This window comes from Paenibacillus sp. FSL K6-1558 (assembly GCF_038002565.1).
Taxonomy (GTDB): Bacteria; Bacillota; Bacilli; order Paenibacillales; family Paenibacillaceae; genus Paenibacillus; species Paenibacillus polysaccharolyticus.
In genome coordinates this window covers 5,854,522-5,879,211 of sequence record NZ_JBBOCV010000001.1, presented here as the reverse complement: position 1 = coordinate 5,879,211, position 24,690 = coordinate 5,854,522, and the positions used below count along the sequence as shown (strand labels likewise).

Below are 24,690 nucleotides of genomic sequence, written 5' to 3'. Positions count from 1 at the left end.
ACGTCAGGGGGCTCGCCCATACAATAGAAGTACAAGCTGCTCCCCTGTTGTACAAACCTAAAACAGGCGGGATGCTGCTGGTCTGAAAGGGGTGTTGTGGGTGAGCACTTTTTTATCCAAAGCCATTCTTGATTTCTTTATTGCATTCGGGATCGTGCTGGGCGGCGCGATGATTGGAGGTATAGGTGCTGTCATTTCCCTTCAGCCTCCCACACAAACCATGCTCGATATTTCTGGCAAAATAAAAATCTGGGCACTCGCTGCCGCTGTGGGTGGTACGATCGATCCGATGCGAGTCATTGAGAGTAATTTTCTGGATGGCAACCTGTCACCAGCAGTGAAACAAATCCTATACCTGATCTCAGCCTTTATGGGGGCACATATGGGAACGGAACTGGTGAAATGGGTGTGCGGCGGAGGTCGGGGTTAGATGACCCGTGATGACCCTGTATGAGACTTCCCCCCTTCTCCCGCTACCGCCCGTTGATGCGTATGACTGCCGTATTTGTACTCGGAATGATCGCTGGATGTGTTGTGTATAACGGCGTGTTTCATCTCAGTTACAACAAACTGTGGCTAAACAATCAGGAGCTGCAACTTCAACTACACCAGAACGAGGAGGATATAAAAACTCTGAAAAAATACAGCAAGCGCCAAACGGTGATCAAAGAGATCAAAGTTCGCGCCGAAGAATCCGATAAAGGCCCTGACGAGGCCTCACTAAAACTAATGTTACAGAAACTCGGGGATGAGCTTGAAGTTTTGCGTGGAAGAGATGTGTATAACATCGACGAATATAGCAAAATGACACGCATCATGCTTAACCAGAAAATATATAAAGTCAGGGAAAAAGAATATTCCGTTCAGGTCAAAACGATGCTTGTCATGGAGGGCGTTTTACAAGTCTGGGTACAGATTCGCATTCACGTTCCAGCATAATCTCCGAAAAATGCAAAAAACTGCCCTGGTCTGCATGGTCACATGCTACAATAAGGGCAGTCTATGTTTTTCAAAAAAGGAGTTGCTTCTGCGTGTTGATCGAAGTATTAAAGTATATCCTGATCGCCCTCTTCGCCATCGCTATGATCTGTTCTGCCATGAACAGCATTCGTTCACGCCGGACAACTGACCAACATGTTGCCGGTTTGTATCGCTCCTGGACGAATATCTGGATGGGCTGCATGCTTATCATTCTCGCACTGATCTTGATGTTTGTTTTTACCGGTTCTACGTTATCTGTCATTGTGGAAGCGCTTTTCCTGATCATGGGAGCTTACAATGTGTTTGCCGGTCTCCGTAATCGCAGTTACTACGCCAGACTTAAACAGCATTCCAGCAATACAACCGCTTAGAGTTAAACATTGCACATGCCGAAGCGTTTCGCTACAAGTCAGGTTTGGACAACATATCAGCAAAAAAAAGAGAGCACTCCCGAACAATCTTGAGGTGAATCGAGTAAGCCGTATGCACTTTGCTGCATTGCTGTGATCGTACATGCTGATCCGTACATATCAAAGTGCACATGCCGCATAGCAGAATCCATGGTTCACGTCTTCCACTGACGGGCAATCGCTCTCTTTTTATGTGCCTGGATATGTTTCCAGACAATCGCTTTCGATTACGTATTATGCATTTATTCTAAGCATGGTCTATGGACTGCAACGTCATGACTGCCTTGCACACCACACTGCCCTCACGGGTAATGACAATATCCATTTTGCATGTCCTGCGGCTCGTTTCCAGAATCATGGGGCGCACCATAATCTGATCCTCAATCTGCACCGGGCGGACAAAATATGTCGTTACGTTATCAACCACATGGTCATTACCTGTGACGTCCCACGCTGCTCTTCGGGCAGCTTGTGTCATAACATTCAGTAACACACCTTCCGAGATCGTCCCCAAATCCGTGGCCATCTGGGGAATAATGAAGCCGTGGAACAAGAGTTCGTTCTGTTCCCCACGTTCTTCTGCGAATCCGTTCCAGATCAGATGATCAAAGGTCTCGCCAAGCTGGGGTTGCTTCTGCGCATCACGCATGGCTTGCAGTACTTCCTTACGTGTAACGGAAGCAATAAGCTTACGGTTACGATCAACGATGGGTAGGAAATCAATGCCTTCCCAGGTCATTATCTGCGCAGCAGAAGCAAGGGAGGTCTGTAACGATGCTGTAATCGGACGGCGAACGACACACTTTTCAATGCTTTGATCCGGTTGCAGTTCACTGACATCCTTCAGACTCACAATACCGATGACCCGGTTCCATTCATCTACAACCGGAAAGCGGTGCTCCCCTGTCTCCGACACCAGCGAATGGAAATCCGCGGCCGAACTCGTCACCTTGAGCACTTGCAGACGGGGTTTCTGGCCGATAATATCCTCCACCAGCATGATTTTTTTCTTGATCAGCCTGTCAAAGATCGCACGGTTAATCATAGAGGCCACGGTAAAGGTATCATGTCTGGAGGAGATAATCGGCAGTCCCAGTTCATCTGCCATAATTCTTACATCCCTGCTTGTACCAAAGCCACCCGTAATCAATACGCCAGCTCCTTGTTCCAATGCCAAAGAATGAGCATCTTCCCTGTTACCGACAATAAGCAGACTGCCAGCATCGATGTACCGCGCCATCGCCTGCTCCTTCATCGCACCAATCACATACTTGTGCAATGGCTTGGCTAGTCCTTCATTACCGCCAAGCACATGTCCCTCCACAATCGTGACCACGTCGGCAAAGGTCAGTTGCTCCGACATGCCCCGAGGTCTTTTTTCGATCCGCACCGTTCCGATTCTCTCTTTCGTCACGACCAGTCCGAAGTTCTCCGCCTCTTTAACAGCACGATAAGCGGTTCCCTCACTTACCCCCAGTTCACGTGCAAGCCCGCGCACCGAGATTTTGCTGCCCACCTTCAATTGTTCAATATGCTGTAGAAGCTGTTCATGCTTCGTGACGTTTTCTTCTTGTCCGTCCAACTGTACCACCCCCGAGGTTGCATCTGTACTATACTGTATCTATTATAACACGACCTTAGGGAAATAACCCCATCTGACATAGAGTCCTGACCTACAAAAAAACTTCTCAATGTTATCCTACATGGTCTGATCCTATATACTTTGCTTGAACACACAAATAAGACCGAAACCCCACACACTTCAGGATTCCGGTCTATCTAAAACTCATTTATACGGATTCGCTACGCTCCTGCTTGTCCAGCAGTTTCATCTCCCACTGCCGTAACTTCGCCCGGCGTACAGCCTCCAGCGCACGTTTCTTCTCCTCATCTACGCCAAGAATGAAATGCAGGTGTGCGCCTACAATTAACAGCGAGAACAGCACCCACACGATACCGAAAATATTAACCCAGTCCATTCCGCCAGCAAAGGAAATGCGCGGAAGCGCGATAACCAGCATTGACAATGCAATCAGCAGATAGATGACATGTTTTGTTTTTTTCAACCTCTTCACTATTCACAGCTCCTTCGTTCCATATATAGCTAGTCTATGAACGGTTCAGAGGGAATATGAGAGGATCAGAGAAAAAAACAGACAAGTGTGTCTTATTGAGCTTATAGCTTAAGCTTCTGCTCCGCCGTACAGATGAGCAAGGCTATCTGCAATAATTTTGTTTACATCCTCGATAATTACACTAAGGCGACGCTCTGCATCGAACAGGCGGCGGATGTTCAGGTTCAGACTCAATACTTCAAAGAGTTTCTCCATCTTTTCCATCTCATCCGGTGCTGGCATATCTCCACTCATCATGCGTTGTTGCAATTCCATCTGTTGGTTACGGAAGTTGTCCAGCATCGCTTTGGCCTCTGGATCAGCTTCAATCAATTTCATCGCAGAGGTAATCTCCTCAACCTCGCTACTTTCTCTTAGTGCTTTTGCCAAATCATTGGCTTTGTCATAAATATTCATTATAATTCCTCCTCTAAATTGGTTGTTCATCCGTGTAAGAACACGCATTCTATGCTCTCAAATAAAGGTTCTGGATCAGGCCGCCCAAAAACGCCCCAAATCAAACACATTTAAATCCGGCTGGGTCAATCACCAAGGGGTATATGTCCTCATATGATGAAGCACATGCCATGTTCAGATGCCGTTCAACTTCAAGATCAGACATCAAGCTGCCGCCCGGAAGGAGATCCGTGATGTCCACTAAAAAAGTAACGATACAGGTTACCGGCTCGGGCATCCTGCAGGACGACGTCATCATGCTGGGCGAAGGGGTTCTCAAAGCACTCAAGATTCCTTCGGGAAGACCTCTTCAACTGCAATTCGGTTCGTACCGCCGTGAAGTTACAGTTATTCCGGTTCCCCGGTATGACGGATTAAGACTCAATCAGACGGTAGCCAGCAAAACCGGCCTTGTGCCCCGTTCAGTCCTGAGGGTATCTTACCGTGCTTCCAGCCATACGCTTCGCCTGGGACCCTACATCAGCGTTATGGTCAGTCAGGATTACCCCGATCAACCTGATCGGCCCTTTGGCTCGATTACGATGTTCTGCCAGGAATTAGTGCATGCCTGCCGAAAGCAGGGCGCCTATGTATCCTTTTTCACACCGGAGGACATCGGAGCAGTAACTGGTCACATGCAAGGCTGGGTATATGATGACGGCTGGAAAAAGACCGTTCTGCCTGTGGCAGATGTGGTCAATAACCGGCTGACGTCCCGCAAACTCGAGAACAAACCTAGCGTACAGCATTTTATGAAAGAAGTAAAATCGCTATACGGTACACACACCTTTAACGAAAAGTTCTTGGACAAAAATGAGGTGTTTGACGCACTTAAGTCGATTCCGACACTCAAACGGGTGCTGCCCGAGTCCCATTTACTCAAAACATCAGCGACTCTCAAAGCAATGTGCCAACGTTATCCGGTCATCTTTCTGAAGCCGGTCCGTGGTTCACTGGGCAAAGGCATTATCCGGGTCTCCCGTCAGCCAGAAGGAGGATATCTAACTCTGGCGACAAGTGTCGGAGGTACCCGCAAACAATCTTATGCTTCTCTGGATAAACTCTATGCCAGTATGTCCGGAAAAATGAAAACAACGCGTTATCAGATTCAGCAGGGACTGACCTTGATTGACAACAGCGGCAGGCCTGTTGATTTCCGCGCACTCGTACAGAAAAACAAGACAGGAAAGTGGAGTGTAACTTCCATCGTTGCCCGTATTGCAGGGGGCAGTCATTACGTCTCCAATCTGGCGAGAGGCGGAAGCCTCAGTACCGTCAAAGAAGCCGTAGCCAAAACGCAGCTGTCCAGTTCTGCCAAAGCCTCGGCCTATGCCGGACTGCATACAGCAGCACTCGATATCGCCAAAGGGATTGAGAGTGCGATCCCCGCCCATTTTGGTGAGCTAGGTATCGATCTCGCGCTAGATACAAGTGGACGCGTATGGCTACTTGAGGTGAATTCGAAACCATCCAAAAACGATAATACCCCGCTGAGCGAGAGCAAAATTCGCCCGTCGGTCAAAGCCATGCTTGAATACTCCACATATCTTGCCGGATTCTGAAGTTTGATCTCATGAAGGAGGTGTAGCAACATGTTTACATCGCCGCAAAACAATACCATGGCTATACTCGTCCGTGAAGCAGAAGGCTCACCTCCTTTTGCAGATGAACGCTTCTGCCGCAGGCTTTGCGTGGAAAGTTTCAGGTACGGGTTACGAATTATCGTCATCCCGATTCCTGCCCAATATACCGAAGGCATTCTTCAGAGAGCATACACTTATCATCAAAAGAAATGGAAAGCTATTCGTATGCCTATGATCGATCTGGTGATGAACCGATGCCTGAATCCACTTTCCAGAAATACCAGGCAGCAGTTGGAACAATATCTACCTCATACCTCCAGTCTTCGTCAGCGTTCTTGGTCAAGTGCACTTCCTGGCAAATGGGAAGTTCATCGTGCTCTATCGAAGTCAACCACCCTTCGAGGACTACTTGCTCCAACCACTCGGGTTAGGTCGACTATTCCCTGGGAAATATGGCTTGCCCGCTGGCCCAAAGGTTTATTTTTCAAACCCGCCTCAGGAACTCATGGCAAAAACACCTTCCGCTTATCCACAGGAGAATTGCCATTCCCCTGGATTGTGGAGGGTCGTAATAGAGGCAACGAACACTATGTCAAGTCATTTTATCAAGCAACGGATGTATCTTCCTGGCTGGAATCACATCAGGCTGTACAAAACATGATTGTGCAGCCTTATCTGGAGCTTAGCCATCACGGAAGAGCATTTGATATAAGGGCACTGGTACAAAAAAACGGGCAAGGGCGCTGGACGCTGACGGGTTGTATGATTCGGGAAGGAGCTGAAGGCTCTCTGACCTCGAATCTTCACGGCGGGGGTAACGCTTATCCTGCTGATGCATACCTTACAGAGCGATATGGCAAAGACAAAGCTTCATCGTTGTTGCTACAGATCAAACATGTTGCCGCTCTCATTCCTTCGACGCTGGAGAGCCGTTTCGGCCGACTTGCGGAACTTGGTCTTGATTTTGGAGCTGATGTAGACGGCAGGCTGTGGTTGATTGAAGTAAATTCAAAACCAGGCCGCGCCTCATTTGCGGAATCAGATGACAAACACATGCATGCCCTGACGTATACACAACCACTTGCTTATGCCCGTTATCTGCTGCAACAACATGTTCTCGCGGACGTCTCACGTCCAATGAAAATGCCGAATTCATCCAGCAAAGCTGGCCTGAAACGCATCCCGATTCCAGGTAGCTGAGGCCTGTAATGCCTGCTTGCCATGGAGCACAAGGATCTTTTTCAGGATAGGAGGATAAATCATGAGTTTGACCTTTTGCAATCTGCATTTCACCCAAAAACCCGAAAAAGTGGTGTACGTATCTAATGCTTTAATGAAAAGCCTTAATCTGTCCGGCAAAAAAACGATACATCTGCGGTTCGGGCGTGATCGCGTGCCAGCCACCATCAAACCGATTCGCAAAGCGGGGAAACATCTGTATCTGGCATCAGGCATCCGCAACTTAATGAACGTTCCCAAACGTGGCAGCATTTATCTTCGCAACCTCCAGAATGATGAAGTGCAGCTGGGACCGCTCATCGGGGTGCTGTCCGACGGTTCTTCTTCAAGCTCGAATCCGTTCGGCTCACGTACTGGTTTCATCAAGCAGTTGCTCCGTGAAGGAAGCCGTAAATCGTATATCTATGCCTTCACTCCGCGAGATATCAACTGGCAGAACGAGACCGTTTCCGGGTACTTTCTCAATGAGAGCGGAAGCTTCTTCCGCAGGACGGTGCCTCTGCCCGATGTGGTTTACAATCGTTTGCCGAGCCGCCGCTCCGACTTCTCACCAGCGATCAATCAGCTGCGGGAACGATTTATCCGCCGTAAAATTCCTTTTTTCAACTGGAGCTTCTTCAATAAGTCGGATATTTACAAGTTGCTGGAGAACGAACCCACCGCAGGACGTTATATCCCGGAATCCATCACCAATCCTACAATTGACCAGATGAGGGAAATGCTTGAGCGGCATCAGTTCGTTTATTACAAACCCACCGCTGGCAGCCTTGGCAACGGGATCTACCGCTTAACCTACTCACCTAAACGTGGATATTTTGCACGTTATCGCAAAAAAGGAGGTAACGCCCTGTTGCGCTTTGGTTCATTTAATAGCCTGATGCGCATGCTTCAAGGCAGACATGGCAAGCAGTTACGCGGCTATGTCGTTCAACAGGGAATACGGCTGATTGAGATTGACGAATGCCCTATTGACTTTCGTTTCCACATGCATAAGAACGGGAACAATCAGTGGGTTGTTGTTGGCATTGGTGCCAAAAAAGCCGGACGTGGAAGTGTAACAACTCACATCAAAAATGGCGGCTCTCTAATGACCCCTGAACAGGCGCTCAGTCGCAATTTCGGGGAACGTGCGGGCGAGGTTCTGCAACAGGCGAAATCCGTCGCTATTACACTGGCCCAGGCGATTGAATCCCAGCACCAGCATCTGATTGGTGAGATTGGCTTTGATCTGGGCATTGATCAGGAGGAACATGTATGGATGTTCGAAGCGAACGCCAAACCCGGGCGCTCCATCTTCCGTCACCCTTCACTCCGGGTGGAGGGCAAATCGTCGGTGGAACACATTTTGGAGCATTGCCTGTATTTGAGCAAATTCCGGAAGAAGGACAGCATTTGATGAGCCTTCATGATGATTTCAAACCTGTGATCGCTGTACTCACCATGCATGATCAACAGCGGATGTTCAGAGGGAATCATCAAAATTTTCAGGATATTTTGCAAACAGGTGAAAGCATGGGCTACGTCGTTTATATCGTGACAGTCCGCGATCTTAATATGACTGGACCTACCGTGAAAGGATATACGTACAACAAAGGGAGCGGCAAATGGACTTCAAAGCCGTTCCCTCTCCCTCATGTGCTCTATAACCGTATTCCTAACCGGGAAGATGAACGCAAACCCTCGGTTCAACGTAAAATTGAAGAATGTCTGCAATCCGGTATTGAACTGTATAACCCGTATTTTTTCAATAAATGGAATCTGTTCGAATGGCTCAAAAAATCCAAGTCCACGCAGCAATTGATTCCTCATACCCGGCGGATGCGCAGCGCATCTTCACTTGGTACGGTACTTCGCACCTATCCTTATTTGTACCTGAAACCGGAGAGCGGCAAAGCTGGCAAAGGCATCATGATGCTCAAATTTCAAGAAAAAGAAAAGCTGCCTTACCGACTTAAAATACAAAACACTCGAAAAAGTATGACATACAAGGCAGCCACGTTATCCAAGTTATGGGCCCGAATTCGCAAAGAAACCGGACATACGCCCTATATCATGCAACAAGGCATCGAGCTCGCTTCTTCTCACAAACGACCTTTCGACCTTCGTGTGCTTGTGCAGAAAAATGGCAAAGGGCAATGGAGTGTGACTGGCATCGGTGCACGACTGGCAGGCTCACGCAGCATTACAACTCACGTGCCTCGAGGCGGAAGTGTAGAAGACCCGGAGAAGCTGCTCACCGAGCTATTTGGGGAAGAAATGACTACAACTCTAATGAAACGGGTAAAGTCTACCTCCTTAATGATTGCCAGGCAGGTTGAGCGCGGTTCGGGACATACACTTGGTGAAATGTCGATGGATCTTGGCGTGGATGATCTGGGGGAGATCTGGTTTTTTGAAGCCAATGCAAAACCGATGAAATTTGATGAACCACAGATCAGGCGGCGTTCTCTGGAACGCATTTTCCAGTACAGCGCCTATCTTGCCCGTCAGTCTGTACGATGAATGGCAGGAATACTGCATACAAAGAAGGTGATTGTTTGTGTCCTCACCTGTTCTGGGCATTATGACATTGTATCTGAATGAACACCGCGCTCTGGAAGAACGAAGCATCTACCGCCGAATGATTCTGGAGGGGCGCAAACGGGGACTTGATATTTATGTATTCACACCTGCTGATGTCCATTCCGGCGGCAGGCAGATCGAAGCGATGGTGTATGACGAAAAGAATGGCTGGTCCAGGGAATGGCGCGCATTCCCGGATCTGATTTTTGATCGGTGTCGCATTCAGCGAAACCATCGTTTCCAGCAGCTCCTTGCCTTTCGTGAAAAATACGGACATCTGCTCTTTCTGAATCGACCTTTACGCAATAAATGGACCATTCATCAAACCCTGTCCGAGCAATCCGCCTTCCGGCAGCATTTGCCGGAAACGATTTTATTTCAGGACATGTCCGATGTAAACCGAATGCTCAAGGTGTCCCCGCTGATCTATCTGAAACCGATCAACGGCACAGGCGGACGGGGCATTTTGCGCGTAGAACGTAGCAGCAAGGAACCCAGTACAGTACTCGTTCAAGGCCGCGATCAGAAGCGCCGCATCATTACACCGCGCAAGGTTCATCTATCCAGGCTCGGCCCCCTGCTCCAGCACTGGAACATGAAAGATAAATATCTGGTGCAAAAAGGGATTCAGCTCCAGCTTCCTAACGGCAGAGTACATGACTACCGTATGCTGGTTCAGAAAAACGGAGAAGGCGAATGGGAACTCACAGGATGCGCAGGGCGCATGGGCGCTGAGAAAAGTGTAACCTCGAACCTTCATGGAGGCGGGCAGGCCATAGCCATGCAGCGTTTGATGAAACAATGGATTCCCGAAGAAGAACTGCGAGAAGAAGTGACAGCAACGGCAGCAAAATTTGGCATTGATGTAGCTTCGTTCCTTGAGGATACGTATGGCGATCTATGTGAGCTTGCACTGGATTTGGCGATAGACAAAAGTGGGCAAATCTACCTGCTTGAGGTCAACCCCAAACCTGCCCGTGAAGTCTTTGCCCGAATTGGTGAACGAAGCATTTATTATAAAGCGATCACACAGCCGCTGGAATATGCTTTGTGGGTATACCGCAACCGCCCTACTCAAACGGTTAAAAAACCTCCCTCTCCCAGGCCCGTTACTTCTAAAGCAACGAGAGTGAAGCGGGGCCGGAGAGTGAAGTAACCAGCTAGCTGATCATACATCGTAACACTAGGCTGGGCAAAGTAAAAAGGATTGCAGGTTCAGTAATAAGCTGAGCCTGCAATCCTTTTACGGTTCCACACCATCCATCCTATCTAGCTGTAAGCATGGAGCTTATCATTTTATAAATTTCAGCATATGCACACAGGTTCTAACTACTTCCAGTCCACCTGATGTTCGTCGATCACAATCCGCGCTTCCTGACCGCGGTACTCGTAATCTAGCGTGAACCTCATTTGTTCCGGCTCCAGTGCACATCCTGTCACTTTCACAGCTTCTTCTGATTCGTCAGCCGGTAGGCCTATGGCTACAACGCCCACTTTGCCAGAAAATTCAGCTTTGCCTTGAATAACAGCCGTTTCCGATTTCGAGCCGTAGATTTCAGATACCCAGCCCACCTGTTCTGTCAACTCAAACGTTTCACTGCCATCCCCCGCCATCAAAAATTTAATGCACAGCTTCGTGGAGGAATCGTCAAATCGAATGCCTGCTCGCTGTTTCGCTTGATCTTCCTTGCGTAATACAAGCAGTGCATCCGGATGCAAATGGAACCGTTGCTCCAACGAGTGTGTCTTTTCAGCATCCAGCCAGTCCACCACCAGAAGCAGAGGTACGCTTTTTCCTGCAAGCACCCACCGACGATGGCTAACCGGATCGGGAAGATGTGTATATCCATCTTGTGAAGCATCCATAAAGTGATAGCTGCCTTGACTCTCATAGCGATGTGTTGTCACTTCTGCCTCAGGCTCACCCCATTGCTGAGTGGATACATAAGGTGTCTGATCTGTCCCGTCTATGGTAATCGTATTATGTGCCCGCGTGCTTTTGAAATAATGACGCCACTGCCCTTCTTCATACGTATAACGTCCCGTATCCGTAAAGAACAGCCGGTTATTCCACATCCATTCGATGTTCAAAGCATCTGCATGACCGTGAGCACCACCCATCGGAGCTGCATCAAAGAACAAATATTGTTGCTCATCCCTCATCACATAATATCCGGTCTGTGGAAAAATGCGGCTCGTCAATGAACGGGATGCACCAGCCTGCAGCCTAACACACTGCTCGTATTTTGCCACACCCACCAGCCATAGGCATTCTGAACTGTCGGTTCCGCGAGCCATGAGATCCTCGTCTCCCAGAATTGCACCTAACAGTGTCAACCGTTGTCGTCCATCACTAAGCCAGTCCGAATCTCCAATGCCCGTCGATTGATGATCCGGTCTGATCATCGCTTCGGTGAACGCGGCCATATTCCGTAAACATTCCCCATACCACGCCGAGAACGGATGTCCCGAAATACCTGCCAGCAGATACGGTGTACCAAACATCTCAATACTCGCGTTATGATAGTGGGTGTTCAATTCGACCTGGATTCCCTCTTCATTCAACTGATGCAGCAGACACAGCTCCAGCCGTTCGGTAGCCACTTGACGCCAGAATGGACTGCGTGGATGCTCCTTGTAAAAAGCCGCAATCATAAACAAACCCTGCATATGCATAATGGCATGATTAATTTCCGTACTGCCAAGATAATGCGTCAGGAATTCCGCATGCTCCTCCAGCCCTTGCAGAAATTCGGCCCGAAAGGCATCGTCCAATTGCCGACTGGATTCCATATATTTGTACGCGGCAATCCAGGATTGCACACGCAGACCTGTTTCAAGCAAACGCCAAGGACCTGGTTTCTGAAAAAAAACTGCTTCATCATATGCCAGATGAACTGGCACCGGATTCTGTGCTCTCCATGTACGATAGTGATCGATAAAGGTAGTCACATATAACGGGTTGCCTTTCATCAGATAAGCTTTACCCAAATCAAGCATATGCCAGTGCCTGTTAATGCCCCACGTGAACTCCAGATCATTGGTCGGATTGTGAAGCCAGTCCACCGGCGTCCCCAGTGGAATCCAGTTGGTTAGATCGTTCGTATATGGCACAATAAATTCGTTCAGAATAGCACGGTTGGCAATCGTCACTGAATTGCGGGCTTCCTCTGGAAAATGCTCCTGGTAATATAGCGCTGCCTGCTGCAGTTCGTCTGCTGAAAGGTAAAAATCACTCATTGGTCTGCCTCAAGAAAATCCTGACGGAATGGCGTAAACACATCCAGTATAATCGCATCTTCCAGCGCTTTTACCCCGTGCGGCACATTCAAGCCTGCATAGAAACTGTCTCCCGCTTTGAGAACCTTGGTCTCTTCGCCTACTTGAACCTCAAAGCTACCCTTTACAATATAACTGACTTGCTCGTGCGCATCATGGGAGTGAACTTCGCCGATCCCACCTTTGGCAAAGGTAACTTCGACCATCATGAGTGTTCCACCCATCCCCAAAATTTTGCGCGAACTTGTTTCGTTAATGATATGTGGTTTTACGGAATTCTGGTCAATAATCATTGGATATTCCCCTCTCCAAGGCAAGATAATTTTGAAAGTTTCAGTAAAGTGAAGCGACCGAAGTATGAATACAACGGCCGCCATGTTTAGATTTTACTCTTCTTTGGACAGTTTACCTTGAAGCTTGGATGAATCAAACGATGGATCTGCCGCAATTTTAGTCAGGCCTGCCGCTTTGCTTTTCTCAAGTGCTGCATTATACCGTGTGTTCAGATCCTTGATCACGCCATCCAAATCACCACCAGTGAATACGTAAGCTGAGAAAGCTTCAGCCCATTTCATGCCTTCCAGCGAGCTCTCTGTAATCACACTTGGATTGGCAGGGAAGATCGCGTCATACTTCTTAGGTAAGAAACCTTCGATACCTGGAATGCTAGGTTTTTTATCGGAGCTGAGTACAGCAGGAATCAGAGAGATACCGTAACCTTTTTCATAATATTCACTTTGCAGATCCGTGCTGTATACGTACTCCATGAACTTCCAAGCTGCTTCTTTGTTTTTCGAGTCAGCATTGATGCCGATATAGGAACCACCAATAACTTGCGAAGCCCCTTTAATCGTACCATCATCTGTTGGCACAGGAGCAGCACCCCAATTTTCTTTGGTCGGGAATTGATCTTTGTAGACACCTGGCTCACCGGAGTGATTGATGTACATCCCGATTTTGCCTTGTGCAAATTGTGCTCTCAGTGGGTCAATATCCAAGCTTTCCACACCCGGAAGCATGCTGCCATCTTGATTCATCTGACGAAGTGCCTGGGCAATCGACTTGTACATGTTGAAGTCAAACTGACCTGTCTTGTAGTTAAAGCCGTCGATACCTTCGTTCGTGCTTGCACCGGCAATGGTGTTCGCCGCTCTCCAGAAACCGCTACCACTTTTGAATGGGCTGGCGAAGCCATAGATACCTTCACTTTTACCTGCTTCGGTAATTTTCTTTGCGTCTGCTACCATCTCAGCAATGGTTTTAGGCGGAGAAGCAATGCCTGCTTTTTGGAAAATATCTTTATTGTACACCAGTCTCCAGATCTGGCCTGTATTCGGAAGGGTATAGACTTTTCCATCAATCGTATTTTTATTTTCGATCAGGCTGTCCTTGAACGTTGCCTTCATGGCATCGCTCATATATCCGTCGATTGGAGCAAGGTACCCCTTTTGATAGTACGTTTGGAAATCGTCGATTTGAAACACATCAGGAGCTTGTTTACTCGCAAATGCGATATCAACGGCCTGCGGATAATTATCACCCATGACGGTCATTTCTACTTCAATGTTGTCTTTGTTGGTCTGGTTGAACTGCTCAATCTTGGATTTCATAAAATCAGCATCGTGTCGATCCGGAGTCCAATAGACCACTTTCGTTTTGCCACTACTCTGTTCTCCGCCGCCAGCAGCAGCCCCGCTGCCCTTTGTCGTTCCACTGTCTGTCGAACAACCAGCTACCGTTAATGCAAGCACAGCACTTAGTGTAGTCATCATCCACTTCTTAACCATTGAAATGCCCCCTTATGCTTGTCTGGACAACCTGTTTGGTTCCCCGTTAACGTAATGATAAACGTTCCACTTATGTCGAAGTGAGGGACATTCTGACTATGCAAGGTGGGAAAAATGACGATCTCTGTCTTAGCCGTTCTCATACATCTGCCGAAAATGTGTAGGGGTCATGCCACAATACTTTTTGAAAAGGCCACTGAAATACGGTCTGTCCTCATACCCCAGCATCTGGCATATTTCCTGTACCTGTACACCCGCAACCAGCAGTTCCTTCGCCTTTTCCATTCTTAACTTCGTAATATATTGAATAAGCGTCATGCCCGTTTCCTTCTTGAACGCATTCGCAAAATAACTTGGACTTAAGTGGACCGACTGGGCACAAGTCTGCAATGTGAGATTTTCGGACAAATTCATGCTGATAAACTCTTGGGATTTGCTAATCGCCTGTTTGACATCCGTAAGCCTTTTCTTATCCATGATCTCGCATCCCATACTGCTGAAATGCTTGATGTAGGCTCCCCAGCCCTCAAACGTCAACGAGCGCATCGCTTCAAGCACGGTCAAGTCTGCTTCCAGACGAAGCCGTTCTTCTTCTGTGATCTCATCACAGAACGCCCGGTAGATCGCAAATGCGAGTCCTGACAACAGACGGATCATCGTCAGTGGTTCGGGAAAACCTTTGGCGTTCTGCCAGACTTCCAAAATATCATCGATAATTCGGTGACAAGAGCTTTCATTGCCACATTTCAATGCGTAAAATAACTCCTTTTCCTTTTCCAAAGGATAGACGGGAGCAACCACATCCTGATTCTCCAGTTCTGCATACTGGAAGATGCAGTTTCCTTCACTGTAAAAACGATAAGATATCGCCTTGTCCGCATTGGCATAAGATATCCAGATTTCTTGTGGTCTGCGAGCGATCGTTCCGACTCCAATGGATATAGTCTTTTTGCTATATTGCTCCACATTGTGGCGGCATTGCTCCATAAGATCGGATAAATCAATCTGTTCGGATGTATTAAATATAGCGGCCAGGCGGTAACGATTTTCACGCAGTACAACACTTCTCGTATACCGATTCAATGTCTCGCTGACGATATTCTGAACCGCAAACGGAACGATCTCTGCATCCAGGTGCATCGTTGATCCGTACCGTGTATAACCATCCACCTCAATGACCATGACATTAAGATTGGAAGAATCGAGCTCAATGTCAAGCTCGTCCCACCGGCTTTCATTCAGAAATCCGCCAATCTCATGCCGAAGCAGACCTAGAAGATAACTGTGACGTTCGTACTCACTGCTGCTAACCGCTTTCTGTTTCAGCTTTTGAAGTTGCTGCGACTTCGCTTGTTCACTCTCAATAACCTGTCTCACTTTTAGCACCGCACCCAAAATCTCCTCAGGCGTAAACGGTTTGAGCAGATAATCGAAGGCTCCGAGCTTGATCGCTTCCTGGGCGTATTGAAAATCGGAGTATCCGCTAATAAAAATAAACTTGGAGCGCAGTCCAGCATCCATTGCCCGCTTCATGAGTTCGAGTCCGCTGAGCCGAGGCATTTTGATATCCGTAATGACAATGTCAGGCTGCTGTTCAGTCAGAAGCGACCAGCCTTGCTCTCCATTGTTCGCTGTGCCGACAATCCGCACCTCATGATCCTCCCACGGAATGGTGGAAACGATGCCCTTGACCACAGCCTGAATATCATCCATAACACACATCGTCAGTTGCTCCATACGTACGCTCCCTCCTAGCTAATCGGAATGGTGATGACTACCGTAGTCCCCACGTTTATTTCACTACGGAACACAAGCGAGGCTTGCTCACCGTACTGTAGATTTAATCGATCAACCAGATTGGATATAGCATATCCTTTCCGGTTCCCCTCTATTGTTTCTTCCGCATTCATTTTCGCTACATCCATGCCGCATCCATTGTCCTTGACCTCCAAACGGAGCGTATCTTCAAGACGATGAATCCGGATCAGAATGCGTCCTAAATCTTCCTTATCATTAAAACCATGCAGGATCGAATTTTCCACCAGAGGCTGAAGCAAAATTTTTAGAATTTCGATTCCTTTGCAAGATTCCTCTGCCTCAATCCGGTATTCAAACAAGTCTTCGTAACATTGCTGCTGTAACTGCATATACTGCTCGACGTGTTTGATCTCTTGCTTTACGGTGGTCATGTCTTTTCCATCATTTAACCCGAGTCTGAACAGCAGAGAAAGAGAGACAATCATGGCGCTGACATCCTTCTTCTCCCCACTCTCGCTTTTCCAGAACATCGTATTTAACGTATTGTATAGAAAATGAGGATCAACCTGAGCTTGAAGCGCCTTCACTTCCAGCCGCCGCTTGTCCTGTTCCGTTGCTCGCACCTCTTCAAACAAAACCTGAATCTGATCGAGCATCCGATTAAATCGATGTCCTACGGCACTGACCTCATCGTCATATTTGCTGCGAAAGCGTACGTCCAAGTCGTTGTACTCCACCTCGACCATGAGCCGCCGCAATTTGTTCAGCGGTTTCAGCAGCGCAGAGGATAATAGGTCGGACAACGCGAGCGCCAGCAGGATGCAGAACAGCATAATCAGGATGACCAGCCAGCGAATCTTCTTCAGTGGAGATAATAAATCGGCCTTGGACTGAACACTGACCATAACCCAGTCCTCATTCATCGATAGAGCCGAGTAATTCACCAACATATCTTGTCCCTGTCCGTTGGTATACGTGAAATCACCTGACCCGCGATCTAATCGTTGTGCAAATCCAGGCTCTGTTACCAGATCAAAAGTGCCTGCTCCCGGACGAATGACCTCACTTCCATTTTTATGAAGTAAAAACAATTGTACCTGACTGTTCATCAGATCCTGATTTAAAATATCTCGCATGGCTGCTTCCCTCATGTTAACGACCATGTATACCTCCGAAAAGGTATGGTTATCGATCACAATGGGTTTAAGCAACAGTGACAGCACATTACCCCGGGATTGGAATAATTCGCTGGGATGTGAACCAAACCACATCGTATTCCAGCCGGGCCGTTTGACAACTTCTCCATATTCCTTGTCAAACGCATTGCTTTGATTCGGGAAGTCTTTTGTCGAGAAAAAATTGCCGATCGGTGTCTTCAAATATGCGGTATCAATCAGCGGCTCTACCAGCTTCAACTGGGCAAATGTGGTCTGAAGCAGAGAGAGATTCTGATAATAACGCCCATCATTGTGATTACGCACATCCTTCATCACCTGTGTGAACGTGTCACTCAGCATGAACGAATAAGATGAAACGACAATATGACGCAGATGCTCGTCCATGACCTGTACGGACTTGTTCAGAATGCTCTTCTTTAATTCAAGCGCGTTCCGCTCTATACTTTTGGCAGCGAAGAGATAAGAGAAAATGCCCGTCACACTGATACACAAAACAACGAGAAAAATGTAGATGAGCTGTATCCGTTTTTTCAGAGACATTTTGTAGAAAGTTGACTTCATAGGCGGTCGCTCCTTGAACAAGGGCTGGCCCTGTCCGCTGTAATTAAAAAGAGTATAGCACAGCGGAATCTGCACGGAATACCGTTCCCCGAAATCTCTTCCTCAGCTTTACCGCCCTAACCTTTGACAGCACCCAGCGTAACTTGCATGAATGATTTATTTGCAAAAATGTATACAACCAGCAGTGGCAAAATCGACAGACAAGCTCCAGCCATCATTAATTGCACCTCAGCTGCAGCCCCGATGCCGTAGCGAAGGTTCGCCAGACCAACCGGCAAGGTTTGCAACTTGGGATTGCTCATCGTGAATACGAACGGAAGAATATATTCATTCCATGAGTTCTGGAAAACACCCAGTCCCGCAACAGCCAGACCCGGACGCAAGAGTGGCAGAATAATCCGCCAGTAGGTGGTAAAGAAGTTACAGCCATCAATCATCGCAGCCTCGTCCAATTCACGGGGGATACTCTTAAAGAACCCAACGAGAATAAAATAGGTTGCCGCATGGGCACTGATTAATATGATGATGACACCCCACAGCGAATTATTCAGACCCAGCTTGACCATGAGATCAAATTGTGGTCTAAGTACCACAGCACCGATCGAAATAAACAGTGTGGATGCCATGAGCAGCGTATACGCTTTTTTACCTTTAAAATTCACCCGATCCACCGCATAAGCAGCCATGGACGATACCAGCAGTGTTCCTACCGTTGTGGCAATACTTACAAAAATGCTGTTAATCGTAAATCCGGAAAAATTTGCTGTCTTCCAAGCCTGGCTGTAGTTCGTGAACTGCCATATCTTCGGCCAGATTGTTGCTCCTCCGGTAAGTTCCTGGTTGGTTTTGAACGATCCTAGTAACACGAGGATGATCGGGAACAGGGACAAGATCGCAATGATCAGCAAAAATATAAAGAGAATGGTTCGCTTCGTCCAGCGAGTCCAGCGGAATGAACTTGAATTCGAAGATGCAGGTGCAAGAACGGTTTGAGTCATCATCGTTCCCTCCTAATCATGATTAGTAGACATCATTAAGCTTTTTGGAAATCTGGAAGTAAATGAGCGTCACTGCCCCTACAATAAGAGCTGTTGTGAATCCAACTGCACTTCCGTAACCAAGCTGTTGCAAAGATTGTGTGTCCGCCGAAACAGGGAACAACAGTTTGAACAGGTACAGATACATAACCTCTGTTTTGCCATAAGGCCCACCCTCGGTTAAGACCATAATGCTTTCGTACCCCTTAAGTGCTGTCGTGATCGCTAGCATAATGATCATCTGCATTACTGGTCCGAGTAGCGGAATCGTTACATTGCGTAATTTTTGGAATTCGCTTGCTCCATCCAGTGATGCTGCCTCATACAGCTCCTCCGGAATGCTTTGCAGACCCGCAATGAACAACAACATATAGTTTCCGACAGCACCCCAGATCGCAATAATGATCGTTGTCAGCATCGCATGATTCGCATCCAGCCAACCAATTGGCGAGGATATGATGTGATACTTCATCAGCAGCTGATTCAAAATGCCGTTATATGAATTGAAAATGATGAAAAAAACAATCGCCATGACAGATGCACTAAAAATGGTTGGAAGATAGAAAACCGCTCTGAACAAAGAGCGGCCACGCCACTTGCGATTCAGGATAATCGCCAGAATCAGAGATAGCGGAATGGTGATGACGAGTTTACCAAGTGCATATATCCCCGTATTTTTTACCGAATCCCAGAACTGTCCATCACGAATAATCCGTGCAAAGTTATCAAGTCCGATGAAGATCGGCTTCCCGATGCCCTGATAATCATAGAACATGTAGCGCAGAGCCCATAACAACGGATAGATTCCGAATACCAGTGTGAGAAAGAGACTTGGGATGATGAAGATGTAGGCGTTCAGTTTGGATGGTTTCATCAGAATCAGACCCCCTATAGCTTTTGAATGAAAGTATAGAGGGATTTACATCATATGCGGGATAGGGAAATCAACTTTCTACAGGGGAGAATGTGACTGCGTGCAAAAACGCAAAAAACCTGCATAGGCGCAAAAAGGCCCATACAGGTGTGTGATAAAAAGCTGTAAATCGTTGATAAGGCTGTTGCTCATGTGCTGTTTATTGATAACCAGACATACCCTACGGAGGCCAGGTAGCTTTGAGTTTGTCAGGGGGTGTTGTCATGATCATGCAGTGTTAAAACACTTATTCTGCTTCTTCATATAGACGGAGCAAATCAGTGAAATCCGAGATCAGTGCATCGGAACCGGCAAGTTCTTCATCCCTCCCGAATCCGGCATAAGCACAGCCGATAACGGTCTGGTTATTCATTTTGCCCGCTTCGACGTCCGAAGAACGATCACCTACCATCCAGGCATCCTGAATCCGGTGTTTCTGCAGCAAAATCTGTACCAAGTTAATTTTGGAAGGTGTCTTGTACTGACCTGCACTATATACCCCTTCAAATAGCGGCATGATTTCGTGTGCGAACGCAACCCCCTTGACATAATCCTCAAGCCCATTGCTGGCAACAAACAGACGAATACCTTGGGCTTTCAGTGCTGTCAATGTTTCTTTGACACCGGGATACAGTTTGGAGTCGCCTCCATCGAGTCCTTCGATCTCAAGTTGCAGCAATAATTCATCGGCACGACGATGAGCTGCTTCGGATGCTTCAGGCATAACGACTTTCCAGATATCTTCAAGCAACATGCCCAGACTTCCGAGCATCCGCTCTTCCGGCGGGGTTTCTCCTTCATAATGCCCCTCTGCACGCAACGTATCAAATAACTGATGATACGCAGGCAAAAGCAAGGTCTCTGTCTGAAACAACGTGCCATCCATATCAAAAATCATCGCTTCCGGTTTACGTAAACCCGATATATTGGTCATATGCAAAATTCCTTTCGGAGTGAAATTGGTTAATTTGTAGATGAATTACTGTTCCGAAGCGCTTCAAGCACCTGTTGCGCCTCGTACCCATCGTGGAACGTATAAATCCTGCCCGGTTTTTCCTGAATACGGGCAATGACATGTTTCAACACAGGCAGTTCGCTGGAAGATTCCAGCACTTCCACGGGGGACAACGGCTGTCCGATCTTGCCACTCATCAATTCCTCCCAATTTTCCAGCGCAATGGTGCCCTCGGTGCCATATACAACCATGGACACACGCTCCTCGCCAGCAAAATGAGAAATCCCCTGCAGATGAACCCGAGTTCCGTCCTGTACTTCAAGTACAGCCTGCACTTCCTGTTCACAAGCATCAGGTTGATCGGCAGGATAAGTTACTTGAGCATTCAGTACACGTAGACGCCCGAATACATTTTGGATCATATGAATCCAGTGAATGCCAACTTCGAGGATAAAACCTCCCTGATCCCGGCTTGTGATCCATTCATTCTGCTGCCATGAGCGCGGCCACTGCGGGAACTGCAGAATCAGGTCAATTTTGCGAATGTCACCCACTGCCTGTTGTTTAACCATCTCTTGCAACTTCAACACAGCTGACTCATGCGGCATCGAAAAATGAACGGCGTGAACCACACCAGCTTGCTCAGCAGCTTCGACCATTTTGCGCGCTTCTTCTAAACTGTTAGCGAGCGGCTTTTCACAGAACACATGAATTCGACGGTCCAGAGCGTCCATAACCACCGGATAATGATATTTCGGCGGTACAGCAATGTAGACGAGGTCAATCTGCTGTTCATCCAGTAGCTGTTTATAATCACGATATGTTTTCACCGCTGGACGGGTTGCTGCAAATTCCTGTAAGCTTTGCTCATTCGCATCACAGACCGCAGTAATCTCAACGGAGATATCCATTTGAGTATTTTCCGCTTGATGAATCATATGTAAACCCATCTTACCCAGGCCGATTACAGCCATTTTCAATGATGTCATTGCATTCCCTCCAATTCAATTTCAGTATAGCAGAAATCGTGGATTAGAACCGTTGATCATGCATTGCGTTATCCCGATATCGCTTCATCGCGTCAATATGTATAGGTAAATAGCCTCGGGTCATTGGAATCAGGAAAAGGATTGACAAAAAACCACAAAAAAAGATACCATTTCTAGTACCAAGTAATTCTTCTTCTTACAACCTTAGACAAATACCAACATGCACAATTGGATAAGCCGCCTGGTTCTTAAAACCTACTACTTTGAAACGAGGTGTCCACGCGTGAGAACTGTTGCGGACTACTTAGCAGAAACGCTACGCAATCTGGGTGTCACTCATGTATTTGGTATTATCGGAAAATCCATCTGTCCCGCTCTTCTGAAAATGGTAGATTACGGTTTGGAATTTATCCCTGGTCGTCACGAAGCCAGTTCAGGCTTTGCCGCATCGGGTTATGCATTGCAGACAGGCCGTTTGGGCGTAGCCTTCGCCACCTCTGGCCCTGGAGGATCTAATCTGCTCACCGCAGCGGCCCATGCCAAAGCGAATAATCTTCCCGTTTTATTTCTTACCGGCCATCAATCTATTCAGGAACTGGGCATCCCCCAGTGTCAGGACTCCTCTTCGTATTTGGCTGATCTGGCCGAAATGTTCAAACCTGCTACACTATTCAGCAAACTGGTCGAACGTGGAGATCACTTCGGAACCATCTTGAATCATGCTCTTTCTATTGCACTTGGCCCAAACAAAGGTCCTGTCCATCTCTGCCTGCCTTTTGACGTGCAAACAGAGCAACTTCCAATATGTCGTATTGTTATTCCAGAACCTGAGCCGTTGCTCAGCATCTCAAGTTTGAATCGAATCCTGCCTTTACTGCATCAAGCAGAACGCCCATTAATCATTGCAGGTAAAGGTGTAACTCGTGCCGGGGCGCATGAGGAACTAAAGCAATTAGCCGAAACATTTAATATTCCAGTCGTGACAACTCCTGGGGGGAAAGGAGCCATAACATGGGATCACCCCTTATATCATGGCCCCTGTGGTGTTGGCGGATTCCCACACGGGGACGAGATGTTGAATCAAAGTGATCTGTATATTGTCCTCGGCTCCAGACTGAGTGATATGACGCTCTGTAATCTCAAGCCGCATAATCATCCGGCACAGCTGATTCAAATCGATACCGATCCAACTTTCGTAGGCAAAATCCTTCAATCTCAGACCTTACATATCACAGGGGATATCAAAGACAATCTGCAATATCTGCTCAGCACCTTGCCATCTTCTCTTACATCTGCTTCTACAGGTGCCTTCGAGTCCTTTGAATATCAAACTCCATTACCAGATCTGTCGCATCTGTCACTTGCTGCCGTACTCGATCAGATGAGCGAACTGCTTCCCTATGACCACAAACTGTTTGTTGATGATGGAAGCCACGGCTTTCATGCCGTCCAGCGTTACAAAGTGAAGAAACCCGGTAGTTTCATATTTGATGCCTACTTTGCCTGCATGGGGAATGCCATCGGCATGGCTATTGGTGCCAAAGCGGCTTCACCTGAAGAAACGGTTTTATGTATCACCGGAGACGGATGTTTTATGATGCTGGGCACAGAAATCAATACAGCCGTATGCAAGGATCTTCCTGTCATTTTTATCGTTGTCAACAACAAACAGCTGGATATGGCCTTGAAAGGCATGGAAAAAACGACGGGACGCATCGATGGCACACTTTTCGAGGTTCCCATGGATGCAGTCAAGTTTGCCGAGTCTCTTGGAGCTAAGGCTTTCCGTGCAGAAACGTTACCGCAGTTCTCAACCGCACTGGAAGCCGCTTTGGAATTAAATCAAGTTGCTGTCATCGAGCTGTTGACCGACCGGGACGAGATCCCACCAACGGCTCATCGGGTTGTCAATCTAGATTAGGAGGTACGAGTCATGAGTGACCAAGTGACCCAAGGGTTAGATCGTTTTGCCAAGCTTTCCGGGGAATATGGTGCGAAGGCACTTGCTCCGATTAAGGAGCATTTTCCCGAACTGTCCGAATTTATAATGGGAACGGCATATGGTGATATCTTTCAGCGGACAACCATTACAGATCAGTGGAAAGAAATCGCCATTATTTCGTCATTAATTACACAGGGACAATTCGAACAGCTTGGTGTGCATTATGCCATGGCCTTAAGTGTGGGTATTACCGTTGATGAACTTAAGGGAGTATTGCTTCATCTGGCACCGTGTGTCGGTGCTCCACGTATTATCAGTGCATTTAATGTATTGCTTGCCACGCTTGAGGAAATCCAGTAATTCAACGTTCTACATTTTTATACATTATTCGACCTTTTTATTGATCTTTTTACATTATTACCTTTATAATATGGGTAAATTATCCTCCCAGCCTTACAACCTGGTACCGCTCACTTTAGGGGCTATTGGACTGCTCCATTCATTCCATAGAGGATAGTTTTCACTCATTTTTTACAAAGGAGAGAGAACGCGCAATGGGAAAGTTTAATCTACAAACGGATGCTTCAAACAAGGTGTTGCACATTGAATTGGAAGGTTCTTTTTCTCAAGAGGATGGTCTTCGTTCGATCTCGGCTTATCAGGATACGATATCTGCCATCAACACCAAGGAGTTTAACCTGGATATTGACTGCAAAAAGTTGAATGTTACTGCTCCCGAGATTGTACCTCTTCTGGAGGGATGCCTGGCCATGTTTAAAAAGGACGAATACAAAAAAGTGGTGTTAACCTTGGAGAACAATGCCATTCTGAAAATGCAGCTTGCCAGACTTGGTCGGACGGTAGGGCTGGACAATCTCGAAATTATTTCGGCGTAGCTCCCTGATTTGTATGATGCTTTAATGACAGCTCTGCCTTTCCACTTAAG

The 24,690-nt window shown here is 47.3% G+C and carries 23 protein-coding genes; 11 read left to right on the top strand and 12 right to left on the bottom strand.

Annotated elements, in window-relative coordinates:
- The first annotated feature begins 100 nt into the window (after positions 1-100).
- The 3 genes from MHI38_RS25625 to MHI38_RS25615 all read left to right on the top strand — a co-directional run bounded on the left by MHI38_RS25625 (position 101) and on the right by MHI38_RS25615 (position 1,352).
- Positions 101-430 (top strand): YtrH family sporulation protein, encoded by a 330-nt coding sequence (locus MHI38_RS25625; protein WP_090920214.1) that lies wholly within the window; start codon positions 101-103, stop codon positions 428-430.
- Between the two features lie 20 nt (positions 431-450).
- The gene (locus tag MHI38_RS25620) at positions 451-939 is read left to right on the top strand and encodes a hypothetical protein (RefSeq protein WP_090920211.1); all 489 of its coding nucleotides are present in this window, start codon (positions 451-453) and stop codon (positions 937-939) included.
- Between the two features lie 92 nt (positions 940-1,031).
- Positions 1,032-1,352: a YtpI family protein gene (locus tag MHI38_RS25615; protein WP_341181839.1), complete on the top strand. Its 321-nt coding sequence runs from the start codon at positions 1,032-1,034 to the stop codon at positions 1,350-1,352.
- A 286-nt stretch (positions 1,353-1,638) separates the two neighbouring features.
- On the opposite strand, the gene MHI38_RS25610 is transcribed toward MHI38_RS25615, so the two are convergent.
- The 3 genes from MHI38_RS25610 to MHI38_RS25600 all read right to left on the bottom strand — a co-directional run bounded on the left by MHI38_RS25610 (position 1,639) and on the right by MHI38_RS25600 (position 3,922).
- Complete coding sequence (locus tag MHI38_RS25610) at positions 1,639-2,973, bottom strand: DRTGG domain-containing protein (RefSeq protein ID WP_090920206.1); 1,335 nt, start codon at positions 2,971-2,973, stop codon at positions 1,639-1,641.
- A 208-nt stretch (positions 2,974-3,181) separates the two neighbouring features.
- Positions 3,182-3,466, bottom strand: a complete 285-nt coding sequence (locus MHI38_RS25605; protein WP_090920203.1) for a hypothetical protein — start codon at positions 3,464-3,466, stop codon at positions 3,182-3,184.
- Positions 3,467-3,574: 108 nt separating this feature from the next.
- Complete coding sequence (locus MHI38_RS25600; protein ID WP_090920200.1) at positions 3,575-3,922, bottom strand: YlbF family regulator; 348 nt, start codon at positions 3,920-3,922, stop codon at positions 3,575-3,577.
- A gap of 233 nt (positions 3,923-4,155) precedes the next feature.
- Here MHI38_RS25600 and MHI38_RS25595 point away from each other — a divergent pair, with 233 nt between their 5' ends.
- The 5 genes from MHI38_RS25595 to MHI38_RS25575 all read left to right on the top strand — a co-directional run bounded on the left by MHI38_RS25595 (position 4,156) and on the right by MHI38_RS25575 (position 10,501).
- Positions 4,156-5,523 carry a YheC/YheD family endospore coat-associated protein gene (locus tag MHI38_RS25595; RefSeq protein ID WP_154886743.1) on the top strand — a complete coding sequence of 456 codons (1,368 nt, stop codon included), beginning with the start codon at positions 4,156-4,158 and terminating at the stop codon, positions 5,521-5,523.
- Positions 5,524-5,553: 30 nt separating this feature from the next.
- Positions 5,554-6,744 carry a YheC/YheD family endospore coat-associated protein gene (locus MHI38_RS25590; RefSeq protein ID WP_341181838.1) on the top strand — a complete coding sequence of 397 codons (1,191 nt, stop codon included), beginning with the start codon at positions 5,554-5,556 and terminating at the stop codon, positions 6,742-6,744.
- A 61-nt stretch (positions 6,745-6,805) separates the two neighbouring features.
- Positions 6,806-8,179 (top strand): YheC/YheD family endospore coat-associated protein, encoded by a 1,374-nt coding sequence (locus MHI38_RS25585; RefSeq protein ID WP_090920191.1) that lies wholly within the window; start codon positions 6,806-6,808, stop codon positions 8,177-8,179.
- Positions 8,179-9,285: a YheC/YheD family endospore coat-associated protein gene (locus MHI38_RS25580; protein ID WP_341181956.1), complete on the top strand. Its 1,107-nt coding sequence runs from the start codon at positions 8,179-8,181 to the stop codon at positions 9,283-9,285. Before MHI38_RS25585 ends, MHI38_RS25580 begins: the two co-directional genes overlap by 1 nt.
- A 37-nt stretch (positions 9,286-9,322) precedes the next feature.
- On the top strand, positions 9,323-10,501 hold the full coding sequence (locus MHI38_RS25575; RefSeq protein ID WP_090920186.1) for a YheC/YheD family endospore coat-associated protein: 1,179 nt from the start codon (positions 9,323-9,325) through the stop codon (positions 10,499-10,501).
- A 173-nt stretch (positions 10,502-10,674) separates the two neighbouring features.
- Here the strand turns inward: MHI38_RS25575 and MHI38_RS25570 are convergent, their stop codons facing one another.
- From MHI38_RS25570 to MHI38_RS25530, 9 genes are all read right to left on the bottom strand, one after another.
- Positions 10,675-12,585: an alginate lyase family protein gene (locus MHI38_RS25570; RefSeq protein ID WP_341181837.1), complete on the bottom strand. Its 1,911-nt coding sequence runs from the start codon at positions 12,583-12,585 to the stop codon at positions 10,675-10,677.
- Positions 12,582-12,917: a cupin domain-containing protein gene (locus MHI38_RS25565; RefSeq protein ID WP_123067371.1), complete on the bottom strand. Its 336-nt coding sequence runs from the start codon at positions 12,915-12,917 to the stop codon at positions 12,582-12,584. The genes MHI38_RS25570 and MHI38_RS25565 overlap by 4 nt, the downstream gene beginning before the upstream one ends.
- A 93-nt stretch (positions 12,918-13,010) precedes the next feature.
- Positions 13,011-14,411: an ABC transporter substrate-binding protein gene (locus tag MHI38_RS25560; protein WP_221786452.1), complete on the bottom strand. Its 1,401-nt coding sequence runs from the start codon at positions 14,409-14,411 to the stop codon at positions 13,011-13,013.
- A 129-nt stretch (positions 14,412-14,540) separates the two neighbouring features.
- Positions 14,541-16,148 carry a response regulator gene (locus MHI38_RS25555; protein WP_341181836.1) on the bottom strand — a complete coding sequence of 536 codons (1,608 nt, stop codon included), beginning with the start codon at positions 16,146-16,148 and terminating at the stop codon, positions 14,541-14,543.
- 14 nt (positions 16,149-16,162) lie between these two features.
- Positions 16,163-17,908 (bottom strand): sensor histidine kinase, encoded by a 1,746-nt coding sequence (locus tag MHI38_RS25550; RefSeq protein ID WP_341181835.1) that lies wholly within the window; start codon positions 17,906-17,908, stop codon positions 16,163-16,165.
- 116 nt (positions 17,909-18,024) lie between these two features.
- Entirely contained in the window at positions 18,025-18,906 is an 882-nt protein-coding gene (locus tag MHI38_RS25545) for a carbohydrate ABC transporter permease (RefSeq protein ID WP_090920169.1), read from the bottom strand.
- A gap of 22 nt (positions 18,907-18,928) precedes the next feature.
- Positions 18,929-19,819, bottom strand: a complete 891-nt coding sequence (locus MHI38_RS25540) for a carbohydrate ABC transporter permease (protein ID WP_221786449.1) — start codon at positions 19,817-19,819, stop codon at positions 18,929-18,931.
- Positions 19,820-20,105: 286 nt separating this feature from the next.
- On the bottom strand, positions 20,106-20,792 hold the full coding sequence (locus MHI38_RS25535) for an HAD family hydrolase (RefSeq protein WP_308722117.1): 687 nt from the start codon (positions 20,790-20,792) through the stop codon (positions 20,106-20,108).
- Between the two features lie 29 nt (positions 20,793-20,821).
- A complete protein-coding gene (locus MHI38_RS25530) occupies positions 20,822-21,802 on the bottom strand; it encodes a Gfo/Idh/MocA family protein (RefSeq protein ID WP_341181834.1) in 981 nt (326 codons plus the stop codon).
- Between the two features lie 283 nt (positions 21,803-22,085).
- On the opposite strand from MHI38_RS25530, the gene MHI38_RS25525 reads away from it, so the two are divergent.
- The 3 genes from MHI38_RS25525 (at position 22,086) to MHI38_RS25515 (ending at position 24,640) form a co-directional block, all read left to right on the top strand.
- Positions 22,086-23,723 (top strand): thiamine pyrophosphate-dependent enzyme, encoded by a 1,638-nt coding sequence (locus MHI38_RS25525; protein WP_154886768.1) that lies wholly within the window; start codon positions 22,086-22,088, stop codon positions 23,721-23,723.
- Positions 23,724-23,735: 12 nt separating this feature from the next.
- Positions 23,736-24,104, top strand: coding sequence for a carboxymuconolactone decarboxylase family protein (locus tag MHI38_RS25520; RefSeq protein ID WP_090920153.1), 369 nt, complete (start codon positions 23,736-23,738; stop codon positions 24,102-24,104).
- A 194-nt stretch (positions 24,105-24,298) separates the two neighbouring features.
- The gene (locus MHI38_RS25515) at positions 24,299-24,640 is read left to right on the top strand and encodes a hypothetical protein (protein ID WP_154886770.1); all 342 of its coding nucleotides are present in this window, start codon (positions 24,299-24,301) and stop codon (positions 24,638-24,640) included.
- Positions 24,641-24,690: the final 50 nt, after the last annotated feature.